This is a genomic window from Mesorhizobium sp. M0768, assembly GCF_040320195.1.
GTDB lineage: Bacteria > Pseudomonadota > Alphaproteobacteria > Rhizobiales > Rhizobiaceae > Mesorhizobium.
The window spans coordinates 408,058-430,111 of sequence record NZ_JAMYPD010000003.1 but is presented as its reverse complement, the minus strand read 5'-3'; the positions used below and the strand labels follow the sequence as shown (position 1 = coordinate 430,111).

The following is a 22,054-nucleotide window of genomic DNA, read 5'->3' as shown; positions in this document are numbered from 1 at the left end:
CCCCCCCCCCCCCCCCCCCCCCCCCCCCCCCCCCCCCCCCCCCCCCCCCCCCCCCCCCCCCCCCCCCCCCCCCCCCCCCCCCCCCCCCCCCCCCCCCCCCCCAAAGACGGGCGCGGCGACCGACGGTCGCCCGCTCGTCTTCGGAATTCGCCCTGAAGACGTCTATCTCGAGACCGGCGCGCCGGTCGAGGCGCGGGTCCACGATGTCGAGAACCATGGCGTCGAAAAGATCCTGACGCTGCGGGTCGGCGACACCATGCTGCGCGCCACCGTGCCGGCCAGGACCGACGTGCAGATAGAGCAGCCGGTGCGCTTTGCCTGGAACCCGGACAAGGTGGTGCTGTTCGACAAGGGCAGCGGAATAAGCCTGCGTCACGCCGGCTAAGTACAAGCCTCTTTGCTGCAGCTAGAACGGATACGTTCAAATCGAGCCGTGCATACCGCTCTAAACCATGTGTTTTAGCCGCATTTGTGCGACGTCGAGTGATTCCCTTGGCTGCTAAATGCTCGAGTCTTCCCGTCATCCCCCATACGGGGGATGCGGATGCTCCGATTTGTCGAATAGGCTGATCCTTTGGTCCCAAACGGGCTTTGCAAGCCCAATTTGGAGGCCCAAAACGGAGGGTTGGCTATGGGAACTCTATTTCGCGGTTTTGCGACGATCCTACTCGTCGCCGGTATGGGATTGTCGGCGGCGCATCTGGGCGAGGCGCAGGCAGCCAAGAAAGTTGTCGCCGGCGCGAAGGTCGACGCCAAGAAGATCAAGGATCTCAACGGCACGGTCAATCTGTCCACCAGCGACTGCAAGCTGTTGTTGAGCGGCACCGTCGTGGAAGTCTCGGATGGCAGGTGCGGGGCTTCCGGTAAATATTGCAAGAGCAGCGCCGGCTCGGCCTGCATCACCGAGCAATAACCCGGCCAACGTTTAGCCGGCCTGGCGGATATCAGCCTGTTCCTCGGCCCGGAAATGGCTAGGCGGCGATCCGATGACCCGTTTGAAGGCGCGGCTGAAGGAGGCGTCCGATTCGTAGCCGAGACGAGCCGCGACGACGGAAATCTTGAGCCGGTCGCGGACCAGCCATTGCCTCGCCTGGTGCATCCGCACCTGCGTGACGTACTTTGCCGGTGTTTCGCCGACAATGGTTGCGAAGCGCTCGGCGAAACCTGATCGCGAGGCACCCATCATCTTCGCCAGAGCTTCCACCGTCCAGTCGCGGTTCGGTTCCAGATGGATCGCGGCCAGCACCCGCCCGATCTCGCGGTCCCTGACCGCCGCAATCCATCCGGAAGAGTCGCCGCAGCCGCGCTCGACCCATGAGCGGATGACGGTCGCGGCGAGCACATCGGCCAGCCGCGCCAGGATGCCGCCGGAGCCGACGCGCTCCATCGTCACCTCGCGGGCCATCGCTTCCAGCAAATGCGGGATACCTGGCTCATAGGCCTCCAACTCATGTGCGCGCATCACGTCCGGCATCATGCCGAGCAAGGGGTGCAAGCCATCGAGATTGAAATACATGCTGCCGAAAAACAGCAAGGTCCCCGGACGGCAGCCGGGCATGCCGTCATTCGACATGCAATAGACACCCTTGCAGATTTCCTCGACCTCATAGCCGTGGATCGGCGCCGCCTCGGTACCCGGCTCGCTCGCCAGCGTGTGGGCTGAGCCGCGCGGCAACAATACCGCGTCGCCAGCCTTCAGTTCCACCCATTCGCCGGACGGCTGCAGCAACCAGCAGCCTTTGCGGCCGATGAAATGAAACCGTGCCGCCGCCTGAGCCGGAAAATGGATGCCCCAGGGTTCCTTCATCTCGCAACGGCCGTAATCGACGCCTTCGAGGCGCAATCCGCGCAATATGTCTGTCAGCGGATCACCGGTGACGGGGATTTTGGACGAACGATCAAGCATAATGGTGTTTCTAGCATGGAAACTCCAGACAGTCACTCCCTATGTTGCACTGCAGCCAGATGCTGCGCTGCAACCAGATCGGAGATCCCTCATGACCGAACCCGCGACAGGCGTCATGGACGCCGTTCTCGACCCATCGGAAACCGGCGAACGATCCGAGCCCGCATGGGGGGCAGTGGTCTCCCTGGCGCTCGGAGTCTTCGGCCTGGTGACCGCGGAATTTCTGCCTGCCAGCCTGCTGACGCCGCTTGCGCAGGATCTCGGCATCACCGAAGGCGCCGCCGGGCAGGCGGTAACGGCAACCGCCGTCATTGGCGCGATTGCGGCGCCGACCATGGCCATTGTCACCAAGCGGCTGGACCGCAGGTTGGTCATGTGGGCGCTGACGGTGCTGCTTGTGCTGTCAAACCTGGTGGCCGCGTTTGCGTCCTCGCTTCCCGTTCTTCTGATTGCCCGCATCATGCTCGGGATCAGTCTTGGCGGCTTCTGGTCGATGTCGGCAGCCATGGCGATGCGGCTCGTTCCGATGCGGCTGATGCCGCGCGCCATGTCGATCATTCTCACCGGCGTTTCGGTGGCGACGGTCTGCGCGGCTCCGGTCGGCGCCTATGTCGGCGACATCTGGGGCTGGCGGACGGCGTTCATGATCGCCGCCGTGGTCGGAGCGCTGGCGCTGCTGGTGCAGGTGGCTACCATTCCGAAGCTGCCGCCTGCAGGTACGGCAGGTTTTCGCACGCTGCTGGAGGTGATGAAGCGGCCGATGATCAGGGTGGCACTGCTGGTGGTACTACTGGTCGCCTCGGGACATTTTGCCGGCTTCACCTATGTCCGCCCGTTTCTCGAGAAGGTGCCCGCGCTGGACATCGAGACGATCTCGCTTGTGCTGCTCGCCTACGGCATTGGTGGCTTCTTCGGCAATTTTGCCGGCGGCTTAATTGCCGAACGCAGCCTCAAGGCAGCCGTCAGCCTGGCGCCCCTGCTGATCGCGTTTTCGGCGCTCCTGCTGCTGGTGGTCGGAGGTTCACCCGTCGTGGCTGCAATAGCAGTGGCCAGCTGGGGCTTTGCCTTCGGCGCCGTCCCAGTCGGGCTGCAGACCTGGCTGGTGCGGGCCGCCCCCGATCAGGCGGAAAGCGCCGGTGGGCTCATGGTTATGACGTTCCAGGTCGCCATCGCGTTGGGCGCCGTCTTCGGCGGCCTGCTGGTCGACAATACCGGCGTTGCCACCGCCTTCGCCTATTGCGCGGCGGCGACGTTGCTTGCGGCACTGGCGGCGTTCTTCCTTGGCCCCAAACCGATCGACGACCCCAAGGCCTAAACGGAACGGCCGTCGAAGTCGAAGACCGGCACGGCGGCGACGTCCAACGCCTCGATGCAATTGATATTGATATAGGCACTTCGCCCGCTCCCTTCGCCGACATCCTCGGCGAAGGGGTGAATGCCGCAGCTGCGGCAGAAGCGGTGGGCGATGACATGGTTGCCGAAGCTGTAGCGGCCGAGATCATCGCCCCAGGCAAGCACCCGCATGCTCTCATGCGGAACTGCCCATAACAGTGCACCCTTGCGCGAGCAGATCGAGCAATTGCACCGAACGGCTCCGGTCAGCTCGCCTTCGACCTCGAACGCGACCTTGCCGCAGTGGCAGCTGCCTTGGTAGAGCATCGGGCCTTCCTCCTTCGGTTCGACAGGTGCAAATCCGACCGCGCCGGGCTATGTCTCCTGCGGCCAGTTTCTGGCTGCTACCTTAAGACGTTGCAAGCGCGCGGAGTCCGACACCGAAAAATGCAATCAGCCCGCGATCACCTCGAAGCAATTCTTTCGCCTCTTGCCGCTCGCGTCGACGATGAGAGGGTTTTCGTAAAGCTCTACCCGGAAGTCGCACGGGCGGCGGCGGACGCCACCGATGCGCGGCGAAAAGCCGGCGTCACGCTCGGGCCGCTCGATGGGGCGATCGTCTCGATCAAGGATCTGTTCGATGTCGCCGGCGAGCCGACCACGGCCGGCTCTCTGCTGCTCGCCAACGCAGCGCCGGCGCTGCGGGATGCCATTGTCGTGCAACAGTTGCGCCAGGCCGGTGCAATCATCCTCGGCAAGACCAACATGACCGAGTTCGCCTTTACTGCAATCGGCGTCAATCCACATTATGGCACGCCCGGCAATGCTAGCGATGCCAGCCGTATTCCGGGCGGCTCCTCCTCAGGCGCCGGCGTTTCGGTGGGCGAAGGCACCAGCGAAATCTCCATCGGTTCCGATACCGGTGGTTCGGTGCGCATTCCGGCATCGCTGAATGGCGTCGTCGGTTTCAAGCCGACTGCGCGGCGCGTGCCGCTTGCGGGTGCGTTTCCGCTGTCAGCCACGCTGGACTCGATCGGTCCGCTGGCCCGCACCGTCGCCGAATGTGCGGCGGCCGATGCAGTGATGTCGGGCGAAAACCTGGCGGCACTGTTGCCGCTGCCGCTGGACGGCCTGCGCATCGGTATTGCGCGCGGCGTGCTGTTCGATGATACGCAGGAAGAGGTCGCGACGACGTTCGACCGGTGTCTGCGCAAGATAGAGCTTAGCGGCTCACGGCTTGTGGAGCTGTCGATCGACGACCTGCTTGCCGATCTGCGCGTGGCAACCCAACGCGCGTCGATCGCGGCGATGGAAGGGGCGGAGATCCATGCCGACTGGCTGGCGGCGGGAGCGACGAGGCCGGTCGACCCGCGGGTAAGCGGGCCATTGTCGCGCGCCGCCGCCATTCCGGCCACGGTTTATATCAGGGCAATGCGCCGCCGCACGGCGCTGGCCGCCGCGATGGATGACCGGCTGGCGTCGGTCGACGTGCTGGCCCTGCCGACCACACCGGTGACGGCGCCGACGATCGTGTCGATGACCAGCGACGAGGCGCTGTGCAACAGGATGGAAGGCCTTCTGCTGCGCAACACGCAGGTCGCCAACCAGTTCGATCTATCAGCCATCTCGCTGCCGATGCCCGGAATGACGCGTCCGGCCGGGCTGATGCTGGTGGCGCGCAATGGCCATGACCACCACCTGCTGCGCATCGCAGCCGGCGTGGAGGAGCTGCTTGCAAATTGATCGGATAGCGCGTGTCAGCGCGACGAGCAGTGGCCGCGTTCGCTGTCCTTGGCGGCGCGTTCGATGCTGGTGGCGACCAGCCAAGGCAGGGTGTACCGCTTGCCGTTGAAGGTCCGGGTACGGTTCTCGATCGAGCCGACAACAACGACCTTGCCGGCATAGAGCTTGTCTGAAAGATCGAGCGCCTTGTCTTGTTGCGGCAGGCGATCGATGTCGATTGAAACGCCTTTGATGAGCTTCCCAGCAGCAAGGTCGAGTGCGCTGTTCGATGGACAGGGCGCCGCCAGGCAGCGTATGCCGTTGTCGCAGAACACGTAGCTGCCCTGTTCGTTGGCGAAGGCTTGCGCCGTCGCCACGCAGAAGCCGGCGGTCAGCAGAAATTTTGTGACGCTTGCCATGCCGGCACCATCGCCGGCGAATTCGGGAAAATTGGGGCGCTTTCAGAAATCGGCAGGGAACCGCCGCCGGTAGTGCTCGACCACTTCGGGGTTGCGCAGATTGACCGGCAATCTGTTGGCCAGCACCAGCAAGGCTTCGCCAGCCGCGCCGACGCCCATGCGCATCATCGACTGCTCGGTAATCCCAGCCATGTGCGGGGTGACGATGACGTTGTCGAAGCCAAAATAAGGATGGTTGGGCGGTAGCGGTTGTGTAGCAAAAACATCGAGCGCAGCGCCGCCGATGCGCCCCTTCTGCAAGGCCTCGATCAGCGCGTCGTCATCGATCACCGGCCCGCGCGAAACATTGATCAGCAGCGCATCCGGCTTCATCCGCGCAATGCGCTCGCGGCTGATCAGCCCCCGTGTTTCCGGCGTCAGCGGGCAGCACAGAATGATGATGTCGCTCTGCTCGATGAGTGCATCGATCGACAGGAAGCCGACCCTGTCCGGCGCCGGCCGCATGCTGCGCGTCGTCGCCACCACATTCAGATCGAACCCATGGGCGGCGATGTGGCCAACCGCCTGACCGATCGCGCCGAGGCCGACAATGCCGATCGTCTTGCCCGCTAGCTCGCTGGCTACCACCGTGTGTTCGCGGCCCGCCAGCCAGCCCTTCGCACGCAAGTCGCGGTCCAACACACGGAAGCGCCTAAGCAGCGCCAGCGCCGCGAACATCACATATTCGGCGACAGATCGCGCGTTCACCCCCGGCACATTCGCCACCAGCACGCCGGCCGCATTGGCCGCTTCCATCGGTACCATGTCCAGCCCGGCGCCGTGGCGGATCGCGGCCCTGAGCTTCTTCGCGCCTTCGAAAAGCGCCGCAGGCAAGGGAGCGCGAACGATGATGACATCGGCGTTCCTTGCCTCGGCGGCCAGCGTGGCCGCATCGAGGGCGGAAGCAACGACGAGTTCGCCGGCCCCGGTCAGCATGGAAGCGGCACGAGGGTGCAGTCTGTGTGTTGACAGGATCTTGGGCATTTCAGGCCTTTTCGAGCGCAGGGCTTTCCGGTTCCGCCCCCCGCCCCTCGATCAGCCCCTTCCAGTAGCTTTCCGCGCCTTGCAGGTGGGCGCTCATCAGCGCCTGGGCGAGATTGCCGTCGCGGCGCAGCAGCGCCTCGTAGATCTGGATATGCTCGGCATGGGAGCGCACGCTGCGTTCGGGATCGTTGAAATAGATCGGCAGGCGCAGTTCACCCATCATGTAGTAGACGCTGCAGATATTGTGGAAGACGCTGTTCTTGGTCGCCCGCACGATCTCGAGGTGGAACTCGCGGTCTTCCCGGGCAAGCCCTTCACCGGCGGCGATGCGATCCTCGGAGGCCTTCAGGATCTCGCGCAGCCGCTCGAAATTCTCCTCGGTGGCGCGTGAACAGGCAAGTTCGGCGGCCTTGATCTCGTGGATCTTGCGCAACTCGACCGTCTCGTAGATCTGGACGGGATCGAGCGGCAGGCCGGCGCGGGCGAACAGCGCCATCGCCTCGACGCTCGCCTGCTTCGTATCGATATAGATCCCGGATTTCGCCCGTCGCTCGACGATGCGCATGGCCTCGAGAATGGCCAGCGCCTCGCGGATCTGGCCGCGGCTGACGCTGAAATGCTCTGCCAGTTCGCGCTCCGACGGCGTGCGGCCCGTCTCCTTGTCCGAATGGGAGAACAGATAGGCGGCGAGTTCCGCGAGAAGGTTCTTTTCTTTCATGTCAGCCGTGTTGCGCGTGCGCCTCCAGGAACCGCTCCGAAATGGTGAATCCCAGCCCGGGTCTATCAGGGATCGCTACCATACCGTCCTTTGCTTCGACAGTCTCTTCGATCAGATCGTGGATCATCGGGTTGGCGCCGAGCGAATATTCGACGGTGAAGCTCGCCGGTGAAGCAGCGCAGACATGCAGCCCGGCAAAGAAGCAGGGCGCGCCGGCCCAAAGATGCGGCGCAAAGCGCAGATTGAAGGCGCTGGCGATGGTGCCGATCTTCATCGCCTCGCTGATGCCACCGCAAAAGGCCGGATCCGGCTGGAAGATATCGGCGGATTTGAGCACGGCGAGGTCGCGGAAGGCATAGCGCGTCGCCTCGCTTTCGCCGGTGGCGATCGGGATCGAACCGCAGGCGCGCACCTCGGCCATGCCGGGCTTGTCGTCGGCGATCACCGGCTCCTCGAACCAGGCGAGATCGAGGTCGCCGGCGAGATGGATAAAGCGCTTGGCTTCGGCCACCGTGTAGGTGCCGTGCGCGTCGACCATCAGGTCGATATCGGGACCGAGCGCCCGTCTGGCGGCACGGACGCGAGCGGCCGAGATATGTGGGGCGCCGTCCATGGCGCCGACGCGCATCTTCAGCGCCTTGAAACCGCCCTTGGCGATGTAGGACTGCAGCTGGTCGCCGATGGCTTCCGCAGTGGCCCAGCCGCCGGAAGCATAGGCCGGCATGCGGTCCAGCTTGCGGCCGCCGAGCAGCCGCCAGACCGGAACGCCGAGCGATTTGCCAAGAATGTCCCACAATGCGATGTCGACGGCGCTGATAGCCGCGATGCTCATGCCGCGTCGCGCCAATTGCGGCATGGCGTGGCCGGCGCGAGCGGCGCTGTCGTGGCGCGTGCCATTATAGAGCATCTCCCAGATGACGCCGATGTCAGCCGGGTCGCGGCCGACCAGCTGCGGGCCGACCTCGTAGTTCAGCAAATGGACAAGGGCGCCGTAGCTGCCGGCGCTGCCGGCGGCATTCTTGCCCTCGCCCCAGCCGACCAGCCCGTCGTCGGTCTCGATGCGCAGGATGGCGGCGTCGAACGTCGCCACCTGACCGAAGTCGCTGCGGTGCTGCTTCGCGGCTTCGATCGGTATGCGGACCCACCAGGCTTGGACCGTCTTGATGCGCATGTTCATCCTCGGCCCGGCCGCGGTGAGGCGGAAGGGCTCTTTCCAAACGGCTCGGCTACTTGATCAGCGGCAGCAGCGTTTCCGCGTTGATGCGCATCTGGTCGGTGTAGAATTTCTCCGTGAGCACGCTGGAGCCGTGGTCCTGAATGAATTTCAGCTGCTCCGGCGAGATGTCGACGGGGTTGCGTTCGACCATGTCGGGATAGGGGGCAGCCGGCGTGCGGTCGACGGGGGCGACGAATTCATTGGTCAGCGCGCCGTCATAGCCGATCTCCTTCAGCGTGCCGACGATCTTCGGCCAGTCGATCTGCCCGAGGCCGGCGGCGAAGCGGTTGTTGTCGGCGACATGGAAGTCGTACAGGCGCTTGCCGACCTGCCGGATGGCGTCGTAGACGTTAAATTCTTCCATGTGGATGTGGTAGGCGTCGAGGCAGACGCCGCATTCGGGGCTGACCGCATCGGCCAGCGCCAGTGCCTGGGCGCCGCGGTTGAACAGATAGGTCTCGAAGCGGTTGAGTGGCTCGACCGCGATCTTGACGCCGACCTTCTTGGCGTGGGTGAAGCATTCCCGGGTGGCGTCGACCACCCATTTCCACTCCTCTTCCTCGGTGCCGTCCGGCACCACCTTGCCGACGGTGGCCGGAACCAGCGTGATAATCTCGCCATCAAGTTCGCTGACCATGGTCAGCACGTCCTTGACATACTGCACCGAGCGCTCGCGTTGGCCCTGGTCCTTGGCGGCGAGATTTCGCTCGCCCAGCATCAGCGTCACCGCTCCCCAGCAGCGAATGCCGTACTCGTTCAACAGTGCGCGCGTCTCCTTGGGCTTGTACTGATCGGGTTCGCCGGAGATCTCGATCGACTCGTAGCCGAATTTCTTGATGCGCTTGAGCGTCGTTTCCAGCGGCTCCGCCCGCATCCAATTGTGCGTCGAAAGATGCATGGTCTATCCTTCCCAGAATCGCCTGTACCAGTTCGCCTGCGGCGCACTCTGCCGAAGCGTGCCGCATGATTCTTCCCCAAGGCGTCCCAGCATTTTTTGCAAACTGGTTCGACCAATTGGGCCTGATGGGAGGTCTACAGTAATTTCATCTGGACGGCAAGAAGTGCTGCCATCAAGCGTTGGCTCCTGTCTATGCTATTGATTATACTTAAACATGTGGCCTAACTCGGCATGGTTGCAGGACCGCGGCAGCGCGTCAAATGGCTTGACCAGATTTCGGCATTTGGTAATACCAGAATAGCGGCGCTGAGCGCGCTGTGCAAAGAGACCAAAGACGCTGGCCCTGTTTTCAATCGGCGCTATGCTTGGTCGTGAAACGTAGGGAGATGCCGATGCCGACGACGATGAAGGGGCCTGGTCTGTTCCTGGCGCAGTTTGCGGGCGACGCCGCGCCGTTCAATTCGCTGGCCTCGATCACCAAATGGGCGGCTGGTCTGGGCTACAAGGGCGTGCAGATCCCGACATGGGACGCCCGATTGTTCGATCTCGAGAAGGCAGCCTCCTCCAAGGCCTATTGCGACAAGGTGAAGGGCATCTGCGCCGATGCCGGCGTCGAGATCACCGAACTGTCGACGCATCTGCAGGGGCAACTGGTGGCGGTGCATCCCGCCTATGACGCGCAGTTCGACGGCTTCGCGCCGGCTGCGGTGCACAACAATCCAAAAGCCAGGCAGCAATGGGCGGTCGAACAGATGAAGTTCGCCGCCAAGGCGTCGAAGAATCTCGGGCTCAAGGCGTCGGTGTCGTTTTGCGGCGCGTTGGCCTTCCCATACCTCTACCCCTGGCCGCAGCGGCCGGCGGGATTGATCGAGGAAGCGTTTGCCGAACTCGGCAAGCGCTGGAAGCCGATCCTCGACGTTTATGACGAGAACGGCGTCGATGTCGGCTACGAAATCCATCCAGGCGAGGACGTGTTCGACGGCGCGACATTCGAGATGTTCCTCGATGCGGTCGGCGGCCATAAGCGCTGCAACATCAACTACGACCCGTCGCACTTCCTGCTGCAGCAGCTCGACTATCTCGAATTCATCGACATCTACCACGAGCGGATCAAGGCGTTCCACGTCAAGGATGCCGAGTTCAATCCGACCGGGCGGCAAGGTGTCTATTCCGGTTACCAGAGCTGGACCAACCGTGCCGGGCGTTTCCGCTCGCTCGGTGACGGGCAGGTGGATTTCAGCGGCATCTTCTCCAAGCTCACCCAATACAATTACGATTCATGGGCGGTGCTGGAATGGGAATGCTGCCTCAAGCACCCGGAGGATGGTGCGGCCGAAGGCGCTCCCTTCATCCAGCACCACATCATCAGGGTGACGGAAAAAGCATTCGACGACTTCGCCGGCGGCACGACCGATAAAAAGGTGCTGCGCGGCATGATGGGGATCTAGCACAGATATCCCTCCCCCTCGAGGGGAGGGTCGATCCTCGCAGCGGATCGGGGTGGGGTCGCCGGGCGTAGAGCTCGGCATGAACCAACCCCACCCGGCCGTGCGGGCCACCTTCCCCTCAAGCGGAGGGGTATTTCAGTGACGAGGGAGAAAATCATGGTTGGCGCATCGAAGACGGAAACGGGAGGCGGTCCGATCCGCTACGGCATGGTTGGCGGCGGACAAGGCGCCTTTATCGGCGCGGTGCACCGCATCGCGGCGCGCATTGATAACGAGTTCGTGCTGGTTGCCGGGGCCCTCTCGTCGAATCCGGAGCGCGCCAAGGCCTCGGCGGCCGAGCTTGGGCTCGATCCGGCACGCAGCTACGGCTCCTATGCCGAGATGGCCAAGGCGGAGGCCAAGCGGCCGGATGGCATCGAGGCGGTGGCCATCGTCACGCCGAACAACGTGCACGTGCCGGCAGCCAAGGCTTTTCTCGAGGCCGGCATCCATGTCATCTGCGACAAGCCGCTGGCGACGTCGCTGGCCGAGGCGAAGAGGTTGGCCGCGCTGGTCGAGAAGACCGGCAAGGTGTTCGTGCTGACGCATAACTACACCGCCTATCCGATGGTGCGGCAGGCACGCGAGATGGTGGCCAAGGGACTGCTCGGCGATATCCGCATCGTGCAGTCGGAATATCCGCAGGACTGGCTGACCGAAGACCTGGCCGCCACCGGCCAGAAGCAGGCAGCGTGGCGCTCTGACCCGAAGCAGGCGGGTGCCGGCGGTGCGCTGGGCGATATCGGCACGCATGCCTACAACCTTGCCCGTTTCGTCTCCGGGCTGGAGCTCGATTCGTTGTCGGCCGATCTCGATGCCTTCGTGCCGGGGAGGCTGCTCGACGACAACATCAATGTGCTGCTGCGCTTCAAGCCGGTCGGCGGGTCGCACCCGGCCAAGGGAATGATCTGGGCAAGCCAGGTGGCGCCCGGCCACGAGAACGGGTTGAAATTGCGCATCTACGGCTCGAAGGGCGGCCTCGAATGGATGCAGGCCGACCCGAACTATCTCTGGTACACGCCGTTCGGCCAGCCGAAGCAGTTGATTACCCGTAATGGCGCCGGCGCGCTCCCCGTCGCCGGGCGCGTCAGCCGCGTTCCGCCAGGGCATCCGGAAGGCTATCTCGAAGGTTTCGCCAACATCTATCAGGAAGCCGCGCGGGCTATTCGTGCAGCGCGCCGGAAGGGCGGGAAGCCGGCCAAGGATGTCGTCTTCCCGACCGTGCAGGACGGCGTCGAGGGCATGGCCTTCATCGAGGCCTGCGTGAAGTCGTCGAAGAAGAACGGAGCGTGGACGAAGCTTTAATCGCTGCGCCCGGTTAATGGGAAGTCCCCGTCACCCGGATTGCCAGCCGAATTGCAAGGCAATTCGGGGCAATCCGACCTTTCCTCGTGGGGAGAGGAGATCGTTGGCGCTGGCGTTCACCTCTTTTCCCCGGCGGGGAGAAGGTGGCCACGAAGCGGCCGGATGAGGGGGCTTGTGGCGAAGTCGCCGGAGGAGCAAGCCCGGCCGTAAAAAGGGGAGGGGCGTCGATGAAAATCGGCATGTGCATGTTGTTGTGGACGACCAGTGTCTCGAAAAAACACGAGCCGTTGTTGAGGGACATCAAGGCGACCGGCTTCGACGGCGTCGAGATACCGGTCTTCTCCGGCACGCCGGACAACTACAGGAAACTCGGCGAGCTGCTCGACCGTATCGGGCTGCAACGCACCGCCGTCTCGGCGATGGGCGATCCGGCGATGAATTTGATCTCGCCGGATGCCTCGACGCGCAAGGCCGGTATCGACTACATGAAATCGGCGATCGACTGCGCTCAGGCGCTTGGCGCGAACACGTTGAGCGGCCCGCTCCATTCGACACTCGGGGTCTTCTCCGGCAGCGGGCCGACGGCGGCCGAGAAAAAACGTTCGGTCGCTTCGCAGCGCGTCATCGGTGACCATGCCGGCAACAAGGGTGTCACCATCGGACTGGAGGCGCTCAACCGCTTCGAATGCTATCTGCTCAACACGATGGACGATTTGTCGGCGCATATCGACACGATCGACCGGCCGCACATCAAGGCGATGTACGACACGTTCCATGCCAACATCGAAGAGGCTGACCCGATCGGGGCCTATACGCGCAACCGCAAGAACATCGTCCATATCCACATTTCGGAGAACGATCGCGGCGTGCCGGGCCGCGGGCACGTCCCTTGGAAAGAGACGTTCTCTGCCATCCGCAAGAGCGGTTATGACGATTGGCTGACGATCGAGGCGTTCGGCCGCTCGCTGAAGGATCTGGCCGCGGCCACCAAGGTGTGGCGCGACTTTTCCGAAGGCTCGGAAGCCGTCTACCGCGACGGCTACAGGCATATCAGGAATGGATGGAGGAAGGCGCCCTAACCGCACGCCTGCGCAACGCCTCTGTCAGCCCTGGCCGGCCTGGATCCGGTTGTAGTCGTGGATCGTCCTGCTCAAACGGCGGCGCAGGAAATTGGAAATGTTGTCGAAGATGAAAACGACGAGCAGGACCAAGAGCACCATGTAGAAGACATTGGCCCAGTTGGAATTGGTGCGCATCGCCTCCCAGAGCTTCAGGCCGATGCCACCGGCACCGACGGCGCCGATGATCGTCGCGCCCCTGGTGTTGGATTCCCACTGATAGAGTGTCTGGCTGATGAAGACCGGGATCACTTCCGGCAGCACGCCATAGCGCTGCACCAGCAAGCCGTTGGCGCCGGTCGACTGGATGCCCTCGCGTGGCTTGTCGTCGATGTTCTCGAGGCCCTCCGAATAGACTTTGCCGAGCGTGCCGATCTCGGTGAAGAAAATCGCGGCGCTGCCGGCCAGCGGGCCCGGACCGAAGGCGCGGGTGAAGAACAGCGCCCAGATCAGCATGTCGACCGAACGCATGAAATCGAAGAACCGCTTTAGCACCCGGCTAAGCAGGCCGCTCGGGGTGATGTTGCGGGCGGCGAAGAAGGCGAGCGGGAAGGCAACGATGCCGCCGAGCAAGGTGCCGAGAAACGCCATGACGATGGTCTGGAACAGCTTCGTCCAGACGTCGCCATGCTGCCATTGGGCGTTGTTCCAGATATTGTCGGCGGCCAGCGCAATGTTTGATGTGCCCGGCTTGAGCTGGGGTCCGGACATCAGCAACGAGACCACCTCGCCGGGCGACTTGCCGAAGAAGGGCGAGCGTGTGTCGAAGACGAAATTCGCCCAGCCGAGGAAGCGTTTGCGGACCTTGACGCGATCGACGGTTATGCGGACCTCGCCGGCAAAGCCCATCCTGGCGACGATCTCATCGTCATGCGCGGTGATCCACTCCGGCACCGGGCCGGATATTACCGGTTTGCCGCTGGCCAACGACATCGGCACCGCCTGGCCATTGGCGACAAGCGTCGCTTCGGCCTTGTCGAAGGTGACCGATTTGGCCCGGCCGTCGATCAGGACGGTGTAGGAGCCGTTGGCGTTGGTGATGACCCAATCGGGATGCGGGTCTTCGCCGAGCGCCGAAAAACGCGGATATCTGGGTGTGATCTGAGGCTGGTCGAGACGGAATTCCGGCTGCAGATCGTAGCTGATCCATTGCGTCAGGAAGAGCGGCAGGCGCTCCCAGTGCGATTCCCTCAGCACTTGCGGCAGGCTGAAGAACCACAAGGCGTAGAGGAGATAGAGCAGGATGCCGGTGAACAGGACCAGCGGGCCGAAGCGTTTGTACAAGGGCCGCCGGAACACTTGGGGGAAGCGCTCCTCGATCGACCGCATTTCATCGGCGGTCATTGCGGCCATGGGCAGTCTTCTTGTTGATTTGCCATGATCTTTTCCAAAAACGGGAATCCACTTTTTGGGATCATGGTCAGGCACCCATCATGAATGCCTGCTCGCCGACGAGCTTGCGGCGTAGCCAGGCGGAAAACTGGTCGACGAGGAAGATCGTCGTGAACAGCAGCAGCACCAATGCCAGCGTCTTGGCGCCGAAGCCGCGCGAGATGGAGAGCTTCAGTTCCTCGCCGATGCCGCCACCGCCGACCGCGCCGATAATGGTCGAGATACGCACATTGATCTCGATCCTGAGCAGCGTGTAGGACATGAAATTGGGCAGCACTTGCGGCAGGCCGGCAAAGCGCACGCGCTCGAACCAGTTGGCGCCGACCGCGCGCAGGCCTTCTTCGGCGCGCATGTCGATGTTTTCGTTGATCTCGTAGAAGAGCTTGCCGAGGGCGCCGATGGAATGCAGGCCGATGGCGATGATGGCTGCGACCGGGCCGGTCGAGAGGATGGCTGCGAACAGGCCGGCAATGACGATCTCGGGGAAGGCGCGAAGCAGTTCCATGAAGCGCTTGACAACGAGCCTGAGCATCGGACTGGGCGTCAAGTTGCGCGCGGCGATGAAGGAAAAGGGCACCGCAAAGACAAAGCCGATGAAAGTGGAAACCAGCGCCACGTTAAGCGTGGTGAGCATCAGCTCGAAATATTCGGGTAGATAAAAGCCGCCCCAGAGATAGACGCGGCCAAGCGGGAAGTTGAACTCTTGGCTGCCCTTGTCATGCGGCGATGCGATGTCGAACAGCGCCCGCCAGACGTCGTTCCAGTCCTTGGGAACAAGCCAACTAAGGAAATCCAGTATGTGCGGCAGCCGGTCGAAGAAATGTCCGGCATTGGCCTCGTCGGCGAACCACATGGCTGTGCACATGGCGACAAGCAGTGAGCCGATGCCGAGCGCCGTGTAGAACCGGCGCAAGGACGTCTGGCGTCGCCAGGCGTCTGCTGCCTGCCGGACCGCGTCTGAACGAATTGTAGCGGCGAAGGTCATACGGGGTCACGAGCGGACACACAAAAAGGGCGGCGACCGCATCGGCCCGAAAGTCGACTTTCGGAAAGCACGATGCGGCATCTAAGTGTTAGAGCGTACTTTGTGCGTCCAAGTGGACGCACGTCGCTCTAATGGACGCCGTCCTTTTCGCAATTGTCGTCAGCCGCCGATCGCGGCTTTGCGGGCTTCGACGATGACGCTGTAGAAGTCCGGCTTCACCGGAACATAGCCGGTGAAATCGCCGCCTTCGATGGCCTCGAAGCAAGGCTTGTCCTTGGCCGGCAGGCCGGTGAAGAAGTTGGCGAGCTTGGCGCTCATGTCGCCGCCGAGTGCGGTGCGCACGACCAGCGGGCCGTTCGGGATCAAGCCGGAGCGCCAGACTTCAACGAAATCGTTGGGGTCCACGGCGCCCTTGGCGACTTCCTTGTGGAAGGTGCCGGAGGTGTAGCCGTTCTTGAAGTCGCCGATGCCCGAGGAGTCGTCAACCGCAACATCGACCTTGCCGTCGCGAACCGCGAGAAGGTTGTTCTCGTGGCCGCCATTGAACTGGGTCGAGGCGAAGAAGGTTTCGTTCGAAGCGCCGGTGTCCTTCGGGATCTGGGTCAGCGGGATCAGGTAGCCGGAGGTCGAATCCGGGTCGGCATAGCCGAGCTTCTTGCCCTTGGCCGACTTGATGTCGGTGATGCCGGACGACTTCAGCGCAAGGCCGATCGAATAATAGCCGGTCGCGCCGTCGGTCTGCTGGGTGGTGAGGATCGGGGTCACGGCGTTCGGATCCTTGAGGTAGACGCTGGCATAGCCCGACGCGCCAAGCTCTGCGAAATCGAGCGTGCCGCCGAGCAGGCCCTGGATAACGCCGTCATAGTCGGCGGCCGGGAACAGCGAGACCTTCTCGAAGCCGAATTCGGACTTCAGGTGATCGGCGAGGCACTGAAAGTTGCGCAGCCGGTCCGCTTCGTTTTCACCGCCAAGGATGCCGATGCGGAATTCCTTGATATCCTGGGCGTGAGCGGCGCTTGCCGCGATGGCGAGCAATGAAACGGCGCCAAAAACCATCTTCCTGAACATTATCTCTCTCCTGTTGGTCCCGGCCTCGCGCCGGTAGCGTTCGAATTTTTTGACAGGTGCCTTTGACGCGGGCGGGCGATCAGGCCGTTCTCAATATCCCGGGAATGCGGGCTCGAGCGGTCCGGCGGATGCAGCGATTTTCTGTTTGATGGCGACACTGGTGGAGGTGATGGCCTCGGAGATTTCGCCGCCATTGCTGTCGGCGCCGTAGACCATGCGCACGGCCTCGCGGTTGAGGGCTTCAGGCGGGCCGTCGAAGACGACCTTGCCGGCGGCCATGCCGATGATGCGGTTGCAGTAGGTGCGGGCCGTATCCAGCGTATGCAGATTTGTGATGACGGTGATGCCCTCGCGCAAATTGATATCCTGCAGCGAATCCATCACCACCTTGGCGTTGAGCGGATCGAGCGAGGCAATCGGCTCATCCGCCAGCAACACCTTCGGCTGCTGCATCATGGCGCGCGCAATCGCAACGCGCTGCTGCTGGCCGCCGGAAAGCGTGCCGGCCGGCTGCAGGGCGGTGCGGGCGATGTCGAGGCGCTCGAGGGCTGCAACCGCCTCGGCGCATTCACCGCGGGAGAACATGCCAAATAGGTTGGACACGGTCGAACGGTGATTGAGCCGGCCGAGCAGCACATTGGTCAGCACATCGAGGCGCGGCACCAGGTTGAACTGCTGGAAGATCATGGCGCAGTCGCGCTGCCATCGCCGGAGCGGTGAGCCGCGCAACCCGGAGACCTCGACGCCGTTGAACAGGATGGAGCCCTGGCTGGGATCGATGAGGCGGTTAATCATGCGCAGCAGCGTCGATTTGCCGGCGCCGGAGCGGCCAATGATGCCGACCATCTGGCCTTGCGGAATCGCGATGTGAACATTGCTGACGGCGGTGTTCTTGCCGAACCGGCGGGTGACGCCGCGGATTTCGAGCGTAGCTGACATGGTGCAGGCTCCAGTCCAATCGCAATTGAAGGTCTGTTTACCCTGGCTAGCGCAGCCGCATGAACCTGCGGTGTCGGAACGATGTCAGTTTTGTTACTGCCCACAGCCTGGAGCGGGGCGGGATCAACTCGGCGCGAGAAGCTCGAATGGTGAATGGTGATAAGAACGGCTTCCCTGAGCCTCGAAACCTGTCCGCTGCCCCCATTCACATTCACCATTCACCATTCACGACCCTCAGCCGCCATATTTCTCCAGAAACGCCTCCGCCGACAATTCCCGAAAATCGTCGAGCGCGGCGCGCAGCCTTGCATGGTCCCAGTCCCACCAGGCGAGCGCCTGGTAGCGCTCCGCGGTGCGGCGGTCGAAGCGTTCGCGGATCGGCTTGGCCGGCACGCCGGCGACGACGGTGTAGGGCGCGACGTCCTTCGACACCACCGCGCCGGCACCGACCGCAGCGCCATCGCCGACGGTGACGCCGGGCAGGATGGTCGAGCCGTGGCCGAGCCAGGTGTCGTGGCCGATGGTGACGCGTTTGGCGCGGCGCTTGGCGAAGAATTCGCTCTCGTGCTCGGCGTCGTCCCAATAATCCGAGGCGCGATAGGTGAAATGGTGCAGCGTCGGCCGCCAGGTCGGATGGTTGGTAGCGTTGATGCGCACGCTTGCGGCGATGTTGGCGAATTTGCCGATCGTTGCGCACCAGACGCCGCAGTCCTGCATCATGTAGGAATAGTCGCCGAGCGTGCTTTCGGAAACCCGGCAGCGCTCGGCGATCTCGGTCCAGCGGCCAAGCGTCGAGTTCTCGACTTCCGCCGTCTCGTGGATCAGCGGCGCCTCCGACAGTTTCCTGGTCATGCGGCAATTTTTCCGGCGGCGAAGGCGGTCACGTCGATGATACGGTCGGCCACCGCCTCACGCACGTCGTGATCGTGGAAGATGCCGAGCAAAGCGACGCCCGCCGCCTTCTTGGTGGCGATCAGGGAAATCACCAAATCGCGGTTCCTGGCGTCGAGCGAAGCGGTCGGCTCGTCGAGCAGCAGGATCGGGTGCTCGGTGATGAAGCCGCGCGCGATGTTGACGCGCTGCTGTTCACCGCCGGAGAACGTCGCCGGCGGCAGCGCCCAGAGCTTTTCCGGCAGGTTGAGCTGCGCCAGCAAGGCACGTGCCTTGCCGTGCGCGACCTCGCGCTCCTCGCCGCGCTCGACCAGCGGTTCGGCCACGACATCGAGCGCAGGGACACGCGGCACGGTGCGCAGGAACTGGCTGACATAGCCGATGGTAAGCCGGCGCACGGCAAGCACGGTGCGCGGGCTGGCCGAGGCGAGATCGATGAGCCCGCCCTCGTGCTGGACGATGATCTGGCCTTCGTCGGCGGCATAATTGCCGTAGAGCATCTTCAGGATCGAGCTCTTGCCGGCGCCGGACGGGCCGCCGAGCACGGCGCATTCGCCGGCCCTGATCGCGAACGAGACACCAGCGACCACCGGCAGTTTGATGCCGTCGCGCAGATGCATGGTGAAGCTCTTCGCGACATCGGAGACAACGAGCGGGGTTGCCATCAGAGGGTTCTCCAATCGTCATTCGTCTGCGGGCCGGAGTACCCCCACCCGGACCTTCGGTCCGACCTCCCCACAAGGGGGAGGTAGGGCGCCGGCGTTTTACCCTCCCCCTTGTGGGGAGGGTCGCTGCGAAGCAGCGGGGTGGGGGTAGGTGCCAGGCAAATGCGTTCCATCGTCACACCTGCAGGATCGAGGAGACAAGCAACTGGGTATAGGGCGCGCGCGGATCGTCGAGGACGCGGTCCGTGAGGCCGCTTTCGACGACGCGGCCGTCCTTCATCACCATCATGCGCTGCGACAGCAGACGTGCCACTGCAAGGTCGTGGGTGACGACGATGGCCGCCAGGCCCAGATCGGTGACCAGGCCGCGCAACAGATCGAGCAGGCGCGCCTGCACCGAGACGTCGAGGCCGCCGGTTGGCTCGTCCATGAACACCAGCCGCGGCCCGGTGACGAGGTTGCGGGCGATCTGCAGGCGCTGGCGCATGCCTCCGGAAAAGGCGCGCGGCTCGTCGTCGATGCGGTCTTCGTCGATCTCGACACGAGACAACCAATCGACCGCCGTTTCGCGGATCCTGCCATAGTGACGGTCGCCGACCGCCATCAGCCGCTCGCCGACATTGGCGCCGGCCGACACCGTCATGCGCAGCCCGTCGGCCGGGTTCTGATGGACAAAACCCCAATCGGTGCGCATCAGGAAGCGGCGCTCGGCCTCGCTCATGCGGTAGAGTTCGCGAAACTGGCCGTCGCGCATCCGGTAGCTGGCGGTGCCGGAGCTCGGCAGCAGTCGAGTTGACAGGCAGTTGAGCAAAGTCGTCTTGCCGGAACCGGATTCGCCGACCACCGCCAGCACTTCGCCCGGCCAGAGGTCAAAAGTGACGTTCTCGCAGCCGACGCGCGAGCCGTAGAATTTGGACAGCGCCGAAACGCGCAGCAGCGGTTCGTCTGTCATTGCGCCGGCTCCGTTTTTTCTGGGGCAAGATGGGTCTCGGGCGCGAGATGGCCGCAGTGGCCTTCCGCGCGCCGCTTCTCGCAATGATCGGTATCGGAGCAGACGAACATGTGGCCGCCATGGTCGTCGAGGATGACCTCGTCGAGATAGACGTTCTCGGCCGCGCACAGCGCGCAGGGCTGGTCGAAGATCTGCACCTCGAACGGATGGTCCTCGAAATCGAGGCTGACCACATCGGTGAAGGGCGGCAGCGCGTAGATGCGCTTTTCGCGGCCGGCGCCGAACAATTGCAAAGCCGGCGAACGGTGCATCTTCGGATTGTCGAATTTCGGCGTCGGCGAGGGATCCATCACATAGCGGCCCTCAACCTTGACCGGGTAGGCGTAGGTGGTGGCGATGCGGCCGTGCCTGGCGATGTCCTCGTAGAGCTTCACATGCATAAGGCCGTATTCCTCCAGCGCATGCATTTTGCGCGTCTCCGTTTCCCGCGGCTCGAGGAAGCGCAGCGGCTCGGGGATCGGCACCTGGTAGACCAGCACCTGACCGGCACTCAGCGGATATTCAGGGATGCGGTGGCGGGTCTGGATGATGGTCGCCTTGGCCGTCTCGGTGGTGACGGCGACATTGGCGACCTTCTTGAAGAAGGCGCGGATCGAAACCGCATTGGTGGTGTCGTCGGCGCCCTGGTCAATGACCTTGAGCACATCGTCCGGGCCAATGATCGAAGCGGTGACCTGGACGCCGCCGGTGCCCCAGCCATAGGGCATCGGCATTTCGCGCGAGGCGAACGGCACCTGATAGCCGGGGATGGCGATGCCCTTGAGGATCGCCCGACGGATCATCCGCTTGGTCTGTTCGTCAAGATAGGCGAAGTTGTAGGTGGCGATGTCCGCTGGTTGTGCACTCATTCCGCTGCCTGCCTCTTTTCTTCGGCCTTGCCGGCATTTTCGCGGGCATCATGCTCGGCGCGCATGCGGCGCACGAGGTCGAGTTCGGCCTGGAAGTCGACATAATGCGGCAGCTTCAGATGCTCGACGAAGCCGGTCGCCTGGACATTGTCGGAATGCGAGATGACGAACTCCTCGTCCTGCGCGGCGGCGATGACATCCTCACCCAACTCCGAGGCGCGCAGCGCGCGGTCGCATAGCGCCATGGCCATCGCCTTGCGCTCGCTCTGGCCGAAGACGAGGCCGTAGCCGCGGGTGAATTGCGGCGGCGCCTTGGCCGAGCCCTTGAACTGGTTGACCATCTGGCATTCGGTGACGCGGATGCTGCCGAGCGGTACCGCAAAGGGCAGTTCCGGCACGTCCAGTTCCAGTTCGACCTCGCCGATGCGAACCTCGCCGACGAAGGGATGGTTGCGCGCGTAGCCGCGCTGGGTGGAATAGCCGAGCGCCAGCAGAAACCCCTCGTCGCCGCGCGACAGCGCCTGCAGGCGGATGTCACGCGCCATCGGGAATTCGAGCGGCTCGCGGGTGATGTCGCCGGGGACATGATCGCCGGGCATGTCGCCGTCGGGCTCGATCAGGCCTTCGCGGGCGAGGATGGCCGAGACGCGCGGCATCGCTTCCGCCTCGCCGGCACGCTGTTCCGGCTCGGCGACTTCGCCGCCGGCGGCAAGCTCGGGATCGAGCAGGCGGTGGGTGTAGTCGAAAGTCGGGCCGAGCAGCTGGCCGCCGGGCAGGTCCTTGTAGGTCGCCGACACCCGCCGCTCGACCAGCATCGTGCCGGTGTCGATCGCCCTGGTGTAGCCGAAACGCGGCAGCGTGGTGCGATAGGCGCGAACCAGGAAGATCGCCTCGATCATGTCGCCGCGCGCCTGGACGATGGCGAGTGCCGCCAATTCCCTGTCGTAGAGCGAACCTTCGCTCATCACCCGGTCGACGCCGAGCGCCAGCTGCTCGACGATCTGGTCGAGGCGAAGTGCGGGCACCGAACGATCGCCGCGCCGGCGGTCGGCGAGCAGTTTGTGGGCGTTGCGAATGGCCGCTTCGCCACCCTTTACCGCAACATACATG

Annotated in this window: 23 protein-coding genes; 7 read left to right on the top strand and 16 right to left on the bottom strand. The window is 63.7% G+C overall.

Annotation, left to right across the window (positions count from 1 at the left end):
• On the top strand, nucleotides 1-385 hold a 385-nt coding region (locus NKI08_RS06540; RefSeq protein ID WP_352767883.1), incomplete at its 5' end, for a TOBE domain-containing protein.
• A gap of 246 nt (nucleotides 386-631) precedes the next feature.
• Nucleotides 632-913, top strand: coding sequence for a hypothetical protein (locus NKI08_RS06535; RefSeq protein WP_352474067.1), 282 nt, complete (start codon nucleotides 632-634; stop codon nucleotides 911-913).
• 12 nt (nucleotides 914-925) lie between these two features.
• Here the strand turns inward: NKI08_RS06535 and NKI08_RS06530 are convergent, their stop codons facing one another.
• Nucleotides 926-1,906, bottom strand: coding sequence for an AraC family transcriptional regulator (locus NKI08_RS06530; protein ID WP_352474069.1), 981 nt, complete (start codon nucleotides 1,904-1,906; stop codon nucleotides 926-928).
• 91 nt (nucleotides 1,907-1,997) lie between these two features.
• Between NKI08_RS06530 and NKI08_RS06525 the strand changes: the two genes are divergently transcribed.
• Nucleotides 1,998-3,221: an MFS transporter gene (locus NKI08_RS06525; protein ID WP_352502601.1), complete on the top strand. Its 1,224-nt coding sequence runs from the start codon at nucleotides 1,998-2,000 to the stop codon at nucleotides 3,219-3,221.
• On the opposite strand, the gene NKI08_RS06520 is transcribed toward NKI08_RS06525, so the two are convergent.
• Nucleotides 3,218-3,565: a GFA family protein gene (locus tag NKI08_RS06520; RefSeq protein WP_023675184.1), complete on the bottom strand. Its 348-nt coding sequence runs from the start codon at nucleotides 3,563-3,565 to the stop codon at nucleotides 3,218-3,220. The two genes, NKI08_RS06525 and NKI08_RS06520, sit on opposite strands and share 4 nt — an antisense overlap.
• Nucleotides 3,566-3,685: 120 nt before the next feature.
• Between NKI08_RS06520 and NKI08_RS06515 the strand changes: the two genes are divergently transcribed.
• Complete coding sequence (locus NKI08_RS06515; RefSeq protein ID WP_352502602.1) at nucleotides 3,686-4,981, top strand: amidase; 1,296 nt, start codon at nucleotides 3,686-3,688, stop codon at nucleotides 4,979-4,981.
• Between the two features lie 14 nt (nucleotides 4,982-4,995).
• Here the strand turns inward: NKI08_RS06515 and NKI08_RS06510 are convergent, their stop codons facing one another.
• The 5 genes from NKI08_RS06510 to NKI08_RS06490 are packed head-to-tail and all read right to left on the bottom strand — an operon-like array spanning nucleotide 4,996 to nucleotide 9,234.
• Nucleotides 4,996-5,379 (bottom strand): hypothetical protein, encoded by a 384-nt coding sequence (locus tag NKI08_RS06510; protein ID WP_352474072.1) that lies wholly within the window; start codon nucleotides 5,377-5,379, stop codon nucleotides 4,996-4,998.
• A gap of 42 nt (nucleotides 5,380-5,421) precedes the next feature.
• On the bottom strand, nucleotides 5,422-6,402 hold the full coding sequence (locus NKI08_RS06505; RefSeq protein ID WP_352767878.1) for a hydroxyacid dehydrogenase: 981 nt from the start codon (nucleotides 6,400-6,402) through the stop codon (nucleotides 5,422-5,424).
• A 1-nt stretch (nucleotide 6,403) separates the two neighbouring features.
• On the bottom strand, nucleotides 6,404-7,120 hold the full coding sequence (locus NKI08_RS06500; RefSeq protein WP_292661187.1) for a FadR/GntR family transcriptional regulator: 717 nt from the start codon (nucleotides 7,118-7,120) through the stop codon (nucleotides 6,404-6,406).
• Nucleotide 7,121: 1 nt separating this feature from the next.
• Complete coding sequence (locus NKI08_RS06495) at nucleotides 7,122-8,291, bottom strand: mandelate racemase/muconate lactonizing enzyme family protein (RefSeq protein ID WP_352474076.1); 1,170 nt, start codon at nucleotides 8,289-8,291, stop codon at nucleotides 7,122-7,124.
• A 55-nt stretch (nucleotides 8,292-8,346) separates the two neighbouring features.
• Nucleotides 8,347-9,234 (bottom strand): sugar phosphate isomerase/epimerase family protein, encoded by an 888-nt coding sequence (locus NKI08_RS06490; RefSeq protein ID WP_352448392.1) that lies wholly within the window; start codon nucleotides 9,232-9,234, stop codon nucleotides 8,347-8,349.
• A 392-nt stretch (nucleotides 9,235-9,626) separates the two neighbouring features.
• On the opposite strand from NKI08_RS06490, the gene NKI08_RS06485 reads away from it, so the two are divergent.
• The 3 genes from NKI08_RS06485 to NKI08_RS06475 all read left to right on the top strand — a co-directional run bounded on the left by NKI08_RS06485 (nucleotide 9,627) and on the right by NKI08_RS06475 (nucleotide 13,105).
• The gene (locus NKI08_RS06485; protein ID WP_352474077.1) at nucleotides 9,627-10,682 is read left to right on the top strand and encodes a sugar phosphate isomerase/epimerase family protein; all 1,056 of its coding nucleotides are present in this window, start codon (nucleotides 9,627-9,629) and stop codon (nucleotides 10,680-10,682) included.
• Nucleotides 10,683-10,838: 156 nt separating this feature from the next.
• A complete protein-coding gene (locus tag NKI08_RS06480) occupies nucleotides 10,839-12,026 on the top strand; it encodes a Gfo/Idh/MocA family protein (protein WP_352474078.1) in 1,188 nt (395 codons plus the stop codon).
• A gap of 227 nt (nucleotides 12,027-12,253) precedes the next feature.
• Entirely contained in the window at nucleotides 12,254-13,105 is an 852-nt protein-coding gene (locus tag NKI08_RS06475) for a sugar phosphate isomerase/epimerase family protein (RefSeq protein ID WP_352767872.1), read from the top strand.
• A 24-nt stretch (nucleotides 13,106-13,129) separates the two neighbouring features.
• Here the strand turns inward: NKI08_RS06475 and phnE (NKI08_RS06470) are convergent, their stop codons facing one another.
• From phnE (NKI08_RS06470) to NKI08_RS06430, 9 genes are all read right to left on the bottom strand, one after another.
• The gene (gene phnE / locus NKI08_RS06470; protein ID WP_352474081.1) at nucleotides 13,130-14,497 is read right to left on the bottom strand and encodes a phosphonate ABC transporter, permease protein PhnE; all 1,368 of its coding nucleotides are present in this window, start codon (nucleotides 14,495-14,497) and stop codon (nucleotides 13,130-13,132) included.
• Between the two features lie 67 nt (nucleotides 14,498-14,564).
• Nucleotides 14,565-15,521 carry a phosphonate ABC transporter, permease protein PhnE gene (phnE, locus tag NKI08_RS06465; RefSeq protein WP_352474083.1) on the bottom strand — a complete coding sequence of 319 codons (957 nt, stop codon included), beginning with the start codon at nucleotides 15,519-15,521 and terminating at the stop codon, nucleotides 14,565-14,567.
• Nucleotides 15,522-15,680: 159 nt separating this feature from the next.
• Complete coding sequence (phnD, locus tag NKI08_RS06460) at nucleotides 15,681-16,589, bottom strand: phosphonate ABC transporter substrate-binding protein (RefSeq protein WP_352474085.1); 909 nt, start codon at nucleotides 16,587-16,589, stop codon at nucleotides 15,681-15,683.
• A 90-nt stretch (nucleotides 16,590-16,679) separates the two neighbouring features.
• On the bottom strand, nucleotides 16,680-17,528 hold the full coding sequence (gene phnC / locus NKI08_RS06455; protein WP_352474086.1) for a phosphonate ABC transporter ATP-binding protein: 849 nt from the start codon (nucleotides 17,526-17,528) through the stop codon (nucleotides 16,680-16,682).
• Nucleotides 17,529-17,762: 234 nt separating this feature from the next.
• Nucleotides 17,763-18,380: a DapH/DapD/GlmU-related protein gene (locus tag NKI08_RS06450; RefSeq protein WP_352474087.1), complete on the bottom strand. Its 618-nt coding sequence runs from the start codon at nucleotides 18,378-18,380 to the stop codon at nucleotides 17,763-17,765.
• Nucleotides 18,377-19,084 (bottom strand): phosphonate C-P lyase system protein PhnL, encoded by a 708-nt coding sequence (gene phnL / locus NKI08_RS06445; RefSeq protein ID WP_352474088.1) that lies wholly within the window; start codon nucleotides 19,082-19,084, stop codon nucleotides 18,377-18,379. Before phnL ends, NKI08_RS06450 begins: the two co-directional genes overlap by 4 nt.
• Before the next feature lie 175 nt (nucleotides 19,085-19,259).
• Nucleotides 19,260-20,036 carry a phosphonate C-P lyase system protein PhnK gene (gene phnK, locus NKI08_RS06440; RefSeq protein WP_352474089.1) on the bottom strand — a complete coding sequence of 259 codons (777 nt, stop codon included), beginning with the start codon at nucleotides 20,034-20,036 and terminating at the stop codon, nucleotides 19,260-19,262.
• Nucleotides 20,033-20,944: an alpha-D-ribose 1-methylphosphonate 5-phosphate C-P-lyase PhnJ gene (locus NKI08_RS06435; RefSeq protein WP_352474090.1), complete on the bottom strand. Its 912-nt coding sequence runs from the start codon at nucleotides 20,942-20,944 to the stop codon at nucleotides 20,033-20,035. Before NKI08_RS06435 ends, phnK begins: the two co-directional genes overlap by 4 nt.
• Complete coding sequence (locus tag NKI08_RS06430; RefSeq protein WP_352474091.1) at nucleotides 20,941-22,053, bottom strand: carbon-phosphorus lyase complex subunit; 1,113 nt, start codon at nucleotides 22,051-22,053, stop codon at nucleotides 20,941-20,943. Before NKI08_RS06430 ends, NKI08_RS06435 begins: the two co-directional genes overlap by 4 nt.
• Between the last annotated feature and the right edge of the window lies 1 nt (nucleotide 22,054).

What these genes read in the sequence shown, in the direction of transcription:
- NKI08_RS06535 (WP_352474067.1), top strand. Translation starts at nt 632, where the DNA reads ATGGGAACTCTATTTCGCGGTTTTGCGACGATCCTACTCGTCGCCGGT.
- NKI08_RS06530 (WP_352474069.1), bottom strand. Translation starts at nt 1,906, where the DNA reads ATGCTTGATCGTTCGTCCAAAATCCCCGTCACCGGTGATCCGCTGACA.
- NKI08_RS06525 (WP_352502601.1), top strand. Translation starts at nt 1,998, where the DNA reads ATGACCGAACCCGCGACAGGCGTCATGGACGCCGTTCTCGACCCATCG.
- NKI08_RS06520 (WP_023675184.1), bottom strand. Translation starts at nt 3,565, where the DNA reads ATGCTCTACCAAGGCAGCTGCCACTGCGGCAAGGTCGCGTTCGAGGTC.
- NKI08_RS06515 (WP_352502602.1), top strand. Translation starts at nt 3,686, where the DNA reads ATGCAATCAGCCCGCGATCACCTCGAAGCAATTCTTTCGCCTCTTGCC.
- NKI08_RS06510 (WP_352474072.1), bottom strand. Translation starts at nt 5,379, where the DNA reads ATGGCAAGCGTCACAAAATTTCTGCTGACCGCCGGCTTCTGCGTGGCG.
- NKI08_RS06505 (WP_352767878.1), bottom strand. Translation starts at nt 6,402, where the DNA reads ATGCCCAAGATCCTGTCAACACACAGACTGCACCCTCGTGCCGCTTCC.
- NKI08_RS06500 (WP_292661187.1), bottom strand. Translation starts at nt 7,120, where the DNA reads ATGAAAGAAAAGAACCTTCTCGCGGAACTCGCCGCCTATCTGTTCTCC.
- NKI08_RS06495 (WP_352474076.1), bottom strand. Translation starts at nt 8,291, where the DNA reads ATGCGCATCAAGACGGTCCAAGCCTGGTGGGTCCGCATACCGATCGAA.
- NKI08_RS06490 (WP_352448392.1), bottom strand. Translation starts at nt 9,234, where the DNA reads ATGCATCTTTCGACGCACAATTGGATGCGGGCGGAGCCGCTGGAAACG.
- NKI08_RS06485 (WP_352474077.1), top strand. Translation starts at nt 9,627, where the DNA reads ATGCCGACGACGATGAAGGGGCCTGGTCTGTTCCTGGCGCAGTTTGCG.
- NKI08_RS06480 (WP_352474078.1), top strand. Translation starts at nt 10,839, where the DNA reads ATGGTTGGCGCATCGAAGACGGAAACGGGAGGCGGTCCGATCCGCTAC.
- NKI08_RS06475 (WP_352767872.1), top strand. Translation starts at nt 12,254, where the DNA reads ATGAAAATCGGCATGTGCATGTTGTTGTGGACGACCAGTGTCTCGAAA.
- phnE (WP_352474081.1), bottom strand. Translation starts at nt 14,497, where the DNA reads ATGGCCGCAATGACCGCCGATGAAATGCGGTCGATCGAGGAGCGCTTC.
- phnE (WP_352474083.1), bottom strand. Translation starts at nt 15,521, where the DNA reads ATGACCTTCGCCGCTACAATTCGTTCAGACGCGGTCCGGCAGGCAGCA.
- phnD (WP_352474085.1), bottom strand. Translation starts at nt 16,589, where the DNA reads ATGTTCAGGAAGATGGTTTTTGGCGCCGTTTCATTGCTCGCCATCGCG.
- phnC (WP_352474086.1), bottom strand. Translation starts at nt 17,528, where the DNA reads ATGTCAGCTACGCTCGAAATCCGCGGCGTCACCCGCCGGTTCGGCAAG.
- NKI08_RS06450 (WP_352474087.1), bottom strand. Translation starts at nt 18,380, where the DNA reads ATGACCAGGAAACTGTCGGAGGCGCCGCTGATCCACGAGACGGCGGAA.
- phnL (WP_352474088.1), bottom strand. Translation starts at nt 19,084, where the DNA reads ATGGCAACCCCGCTCGTTGTCTCCGATGTCGCGAAGAGCTTCACCATG.
- phnK (WP_352474089.1), bottom strand. Translation starts at nt 20,036, where the DNA reads ATGACAGACGAACCGCTGCTGCGCGTTTCGGCGCTGTCCAAATTCTAC.
- NKI08_RS06435 (WP_352474090.1), bottom strand. Translation starts at nt 20,944, where the DNA reads ATGAGTGCACAACCAGCGGACATCGCCACCTACAACTTCGCCTATCTT.
- NKI08_RS06430 (WP_352474091.1), bottom strand. Translation starts at nt 22,053, where the DNA reads ATGTATGTTGCGGTAAAGGGTGGCGAAGCGGCCATTCGCAACGCCCAC.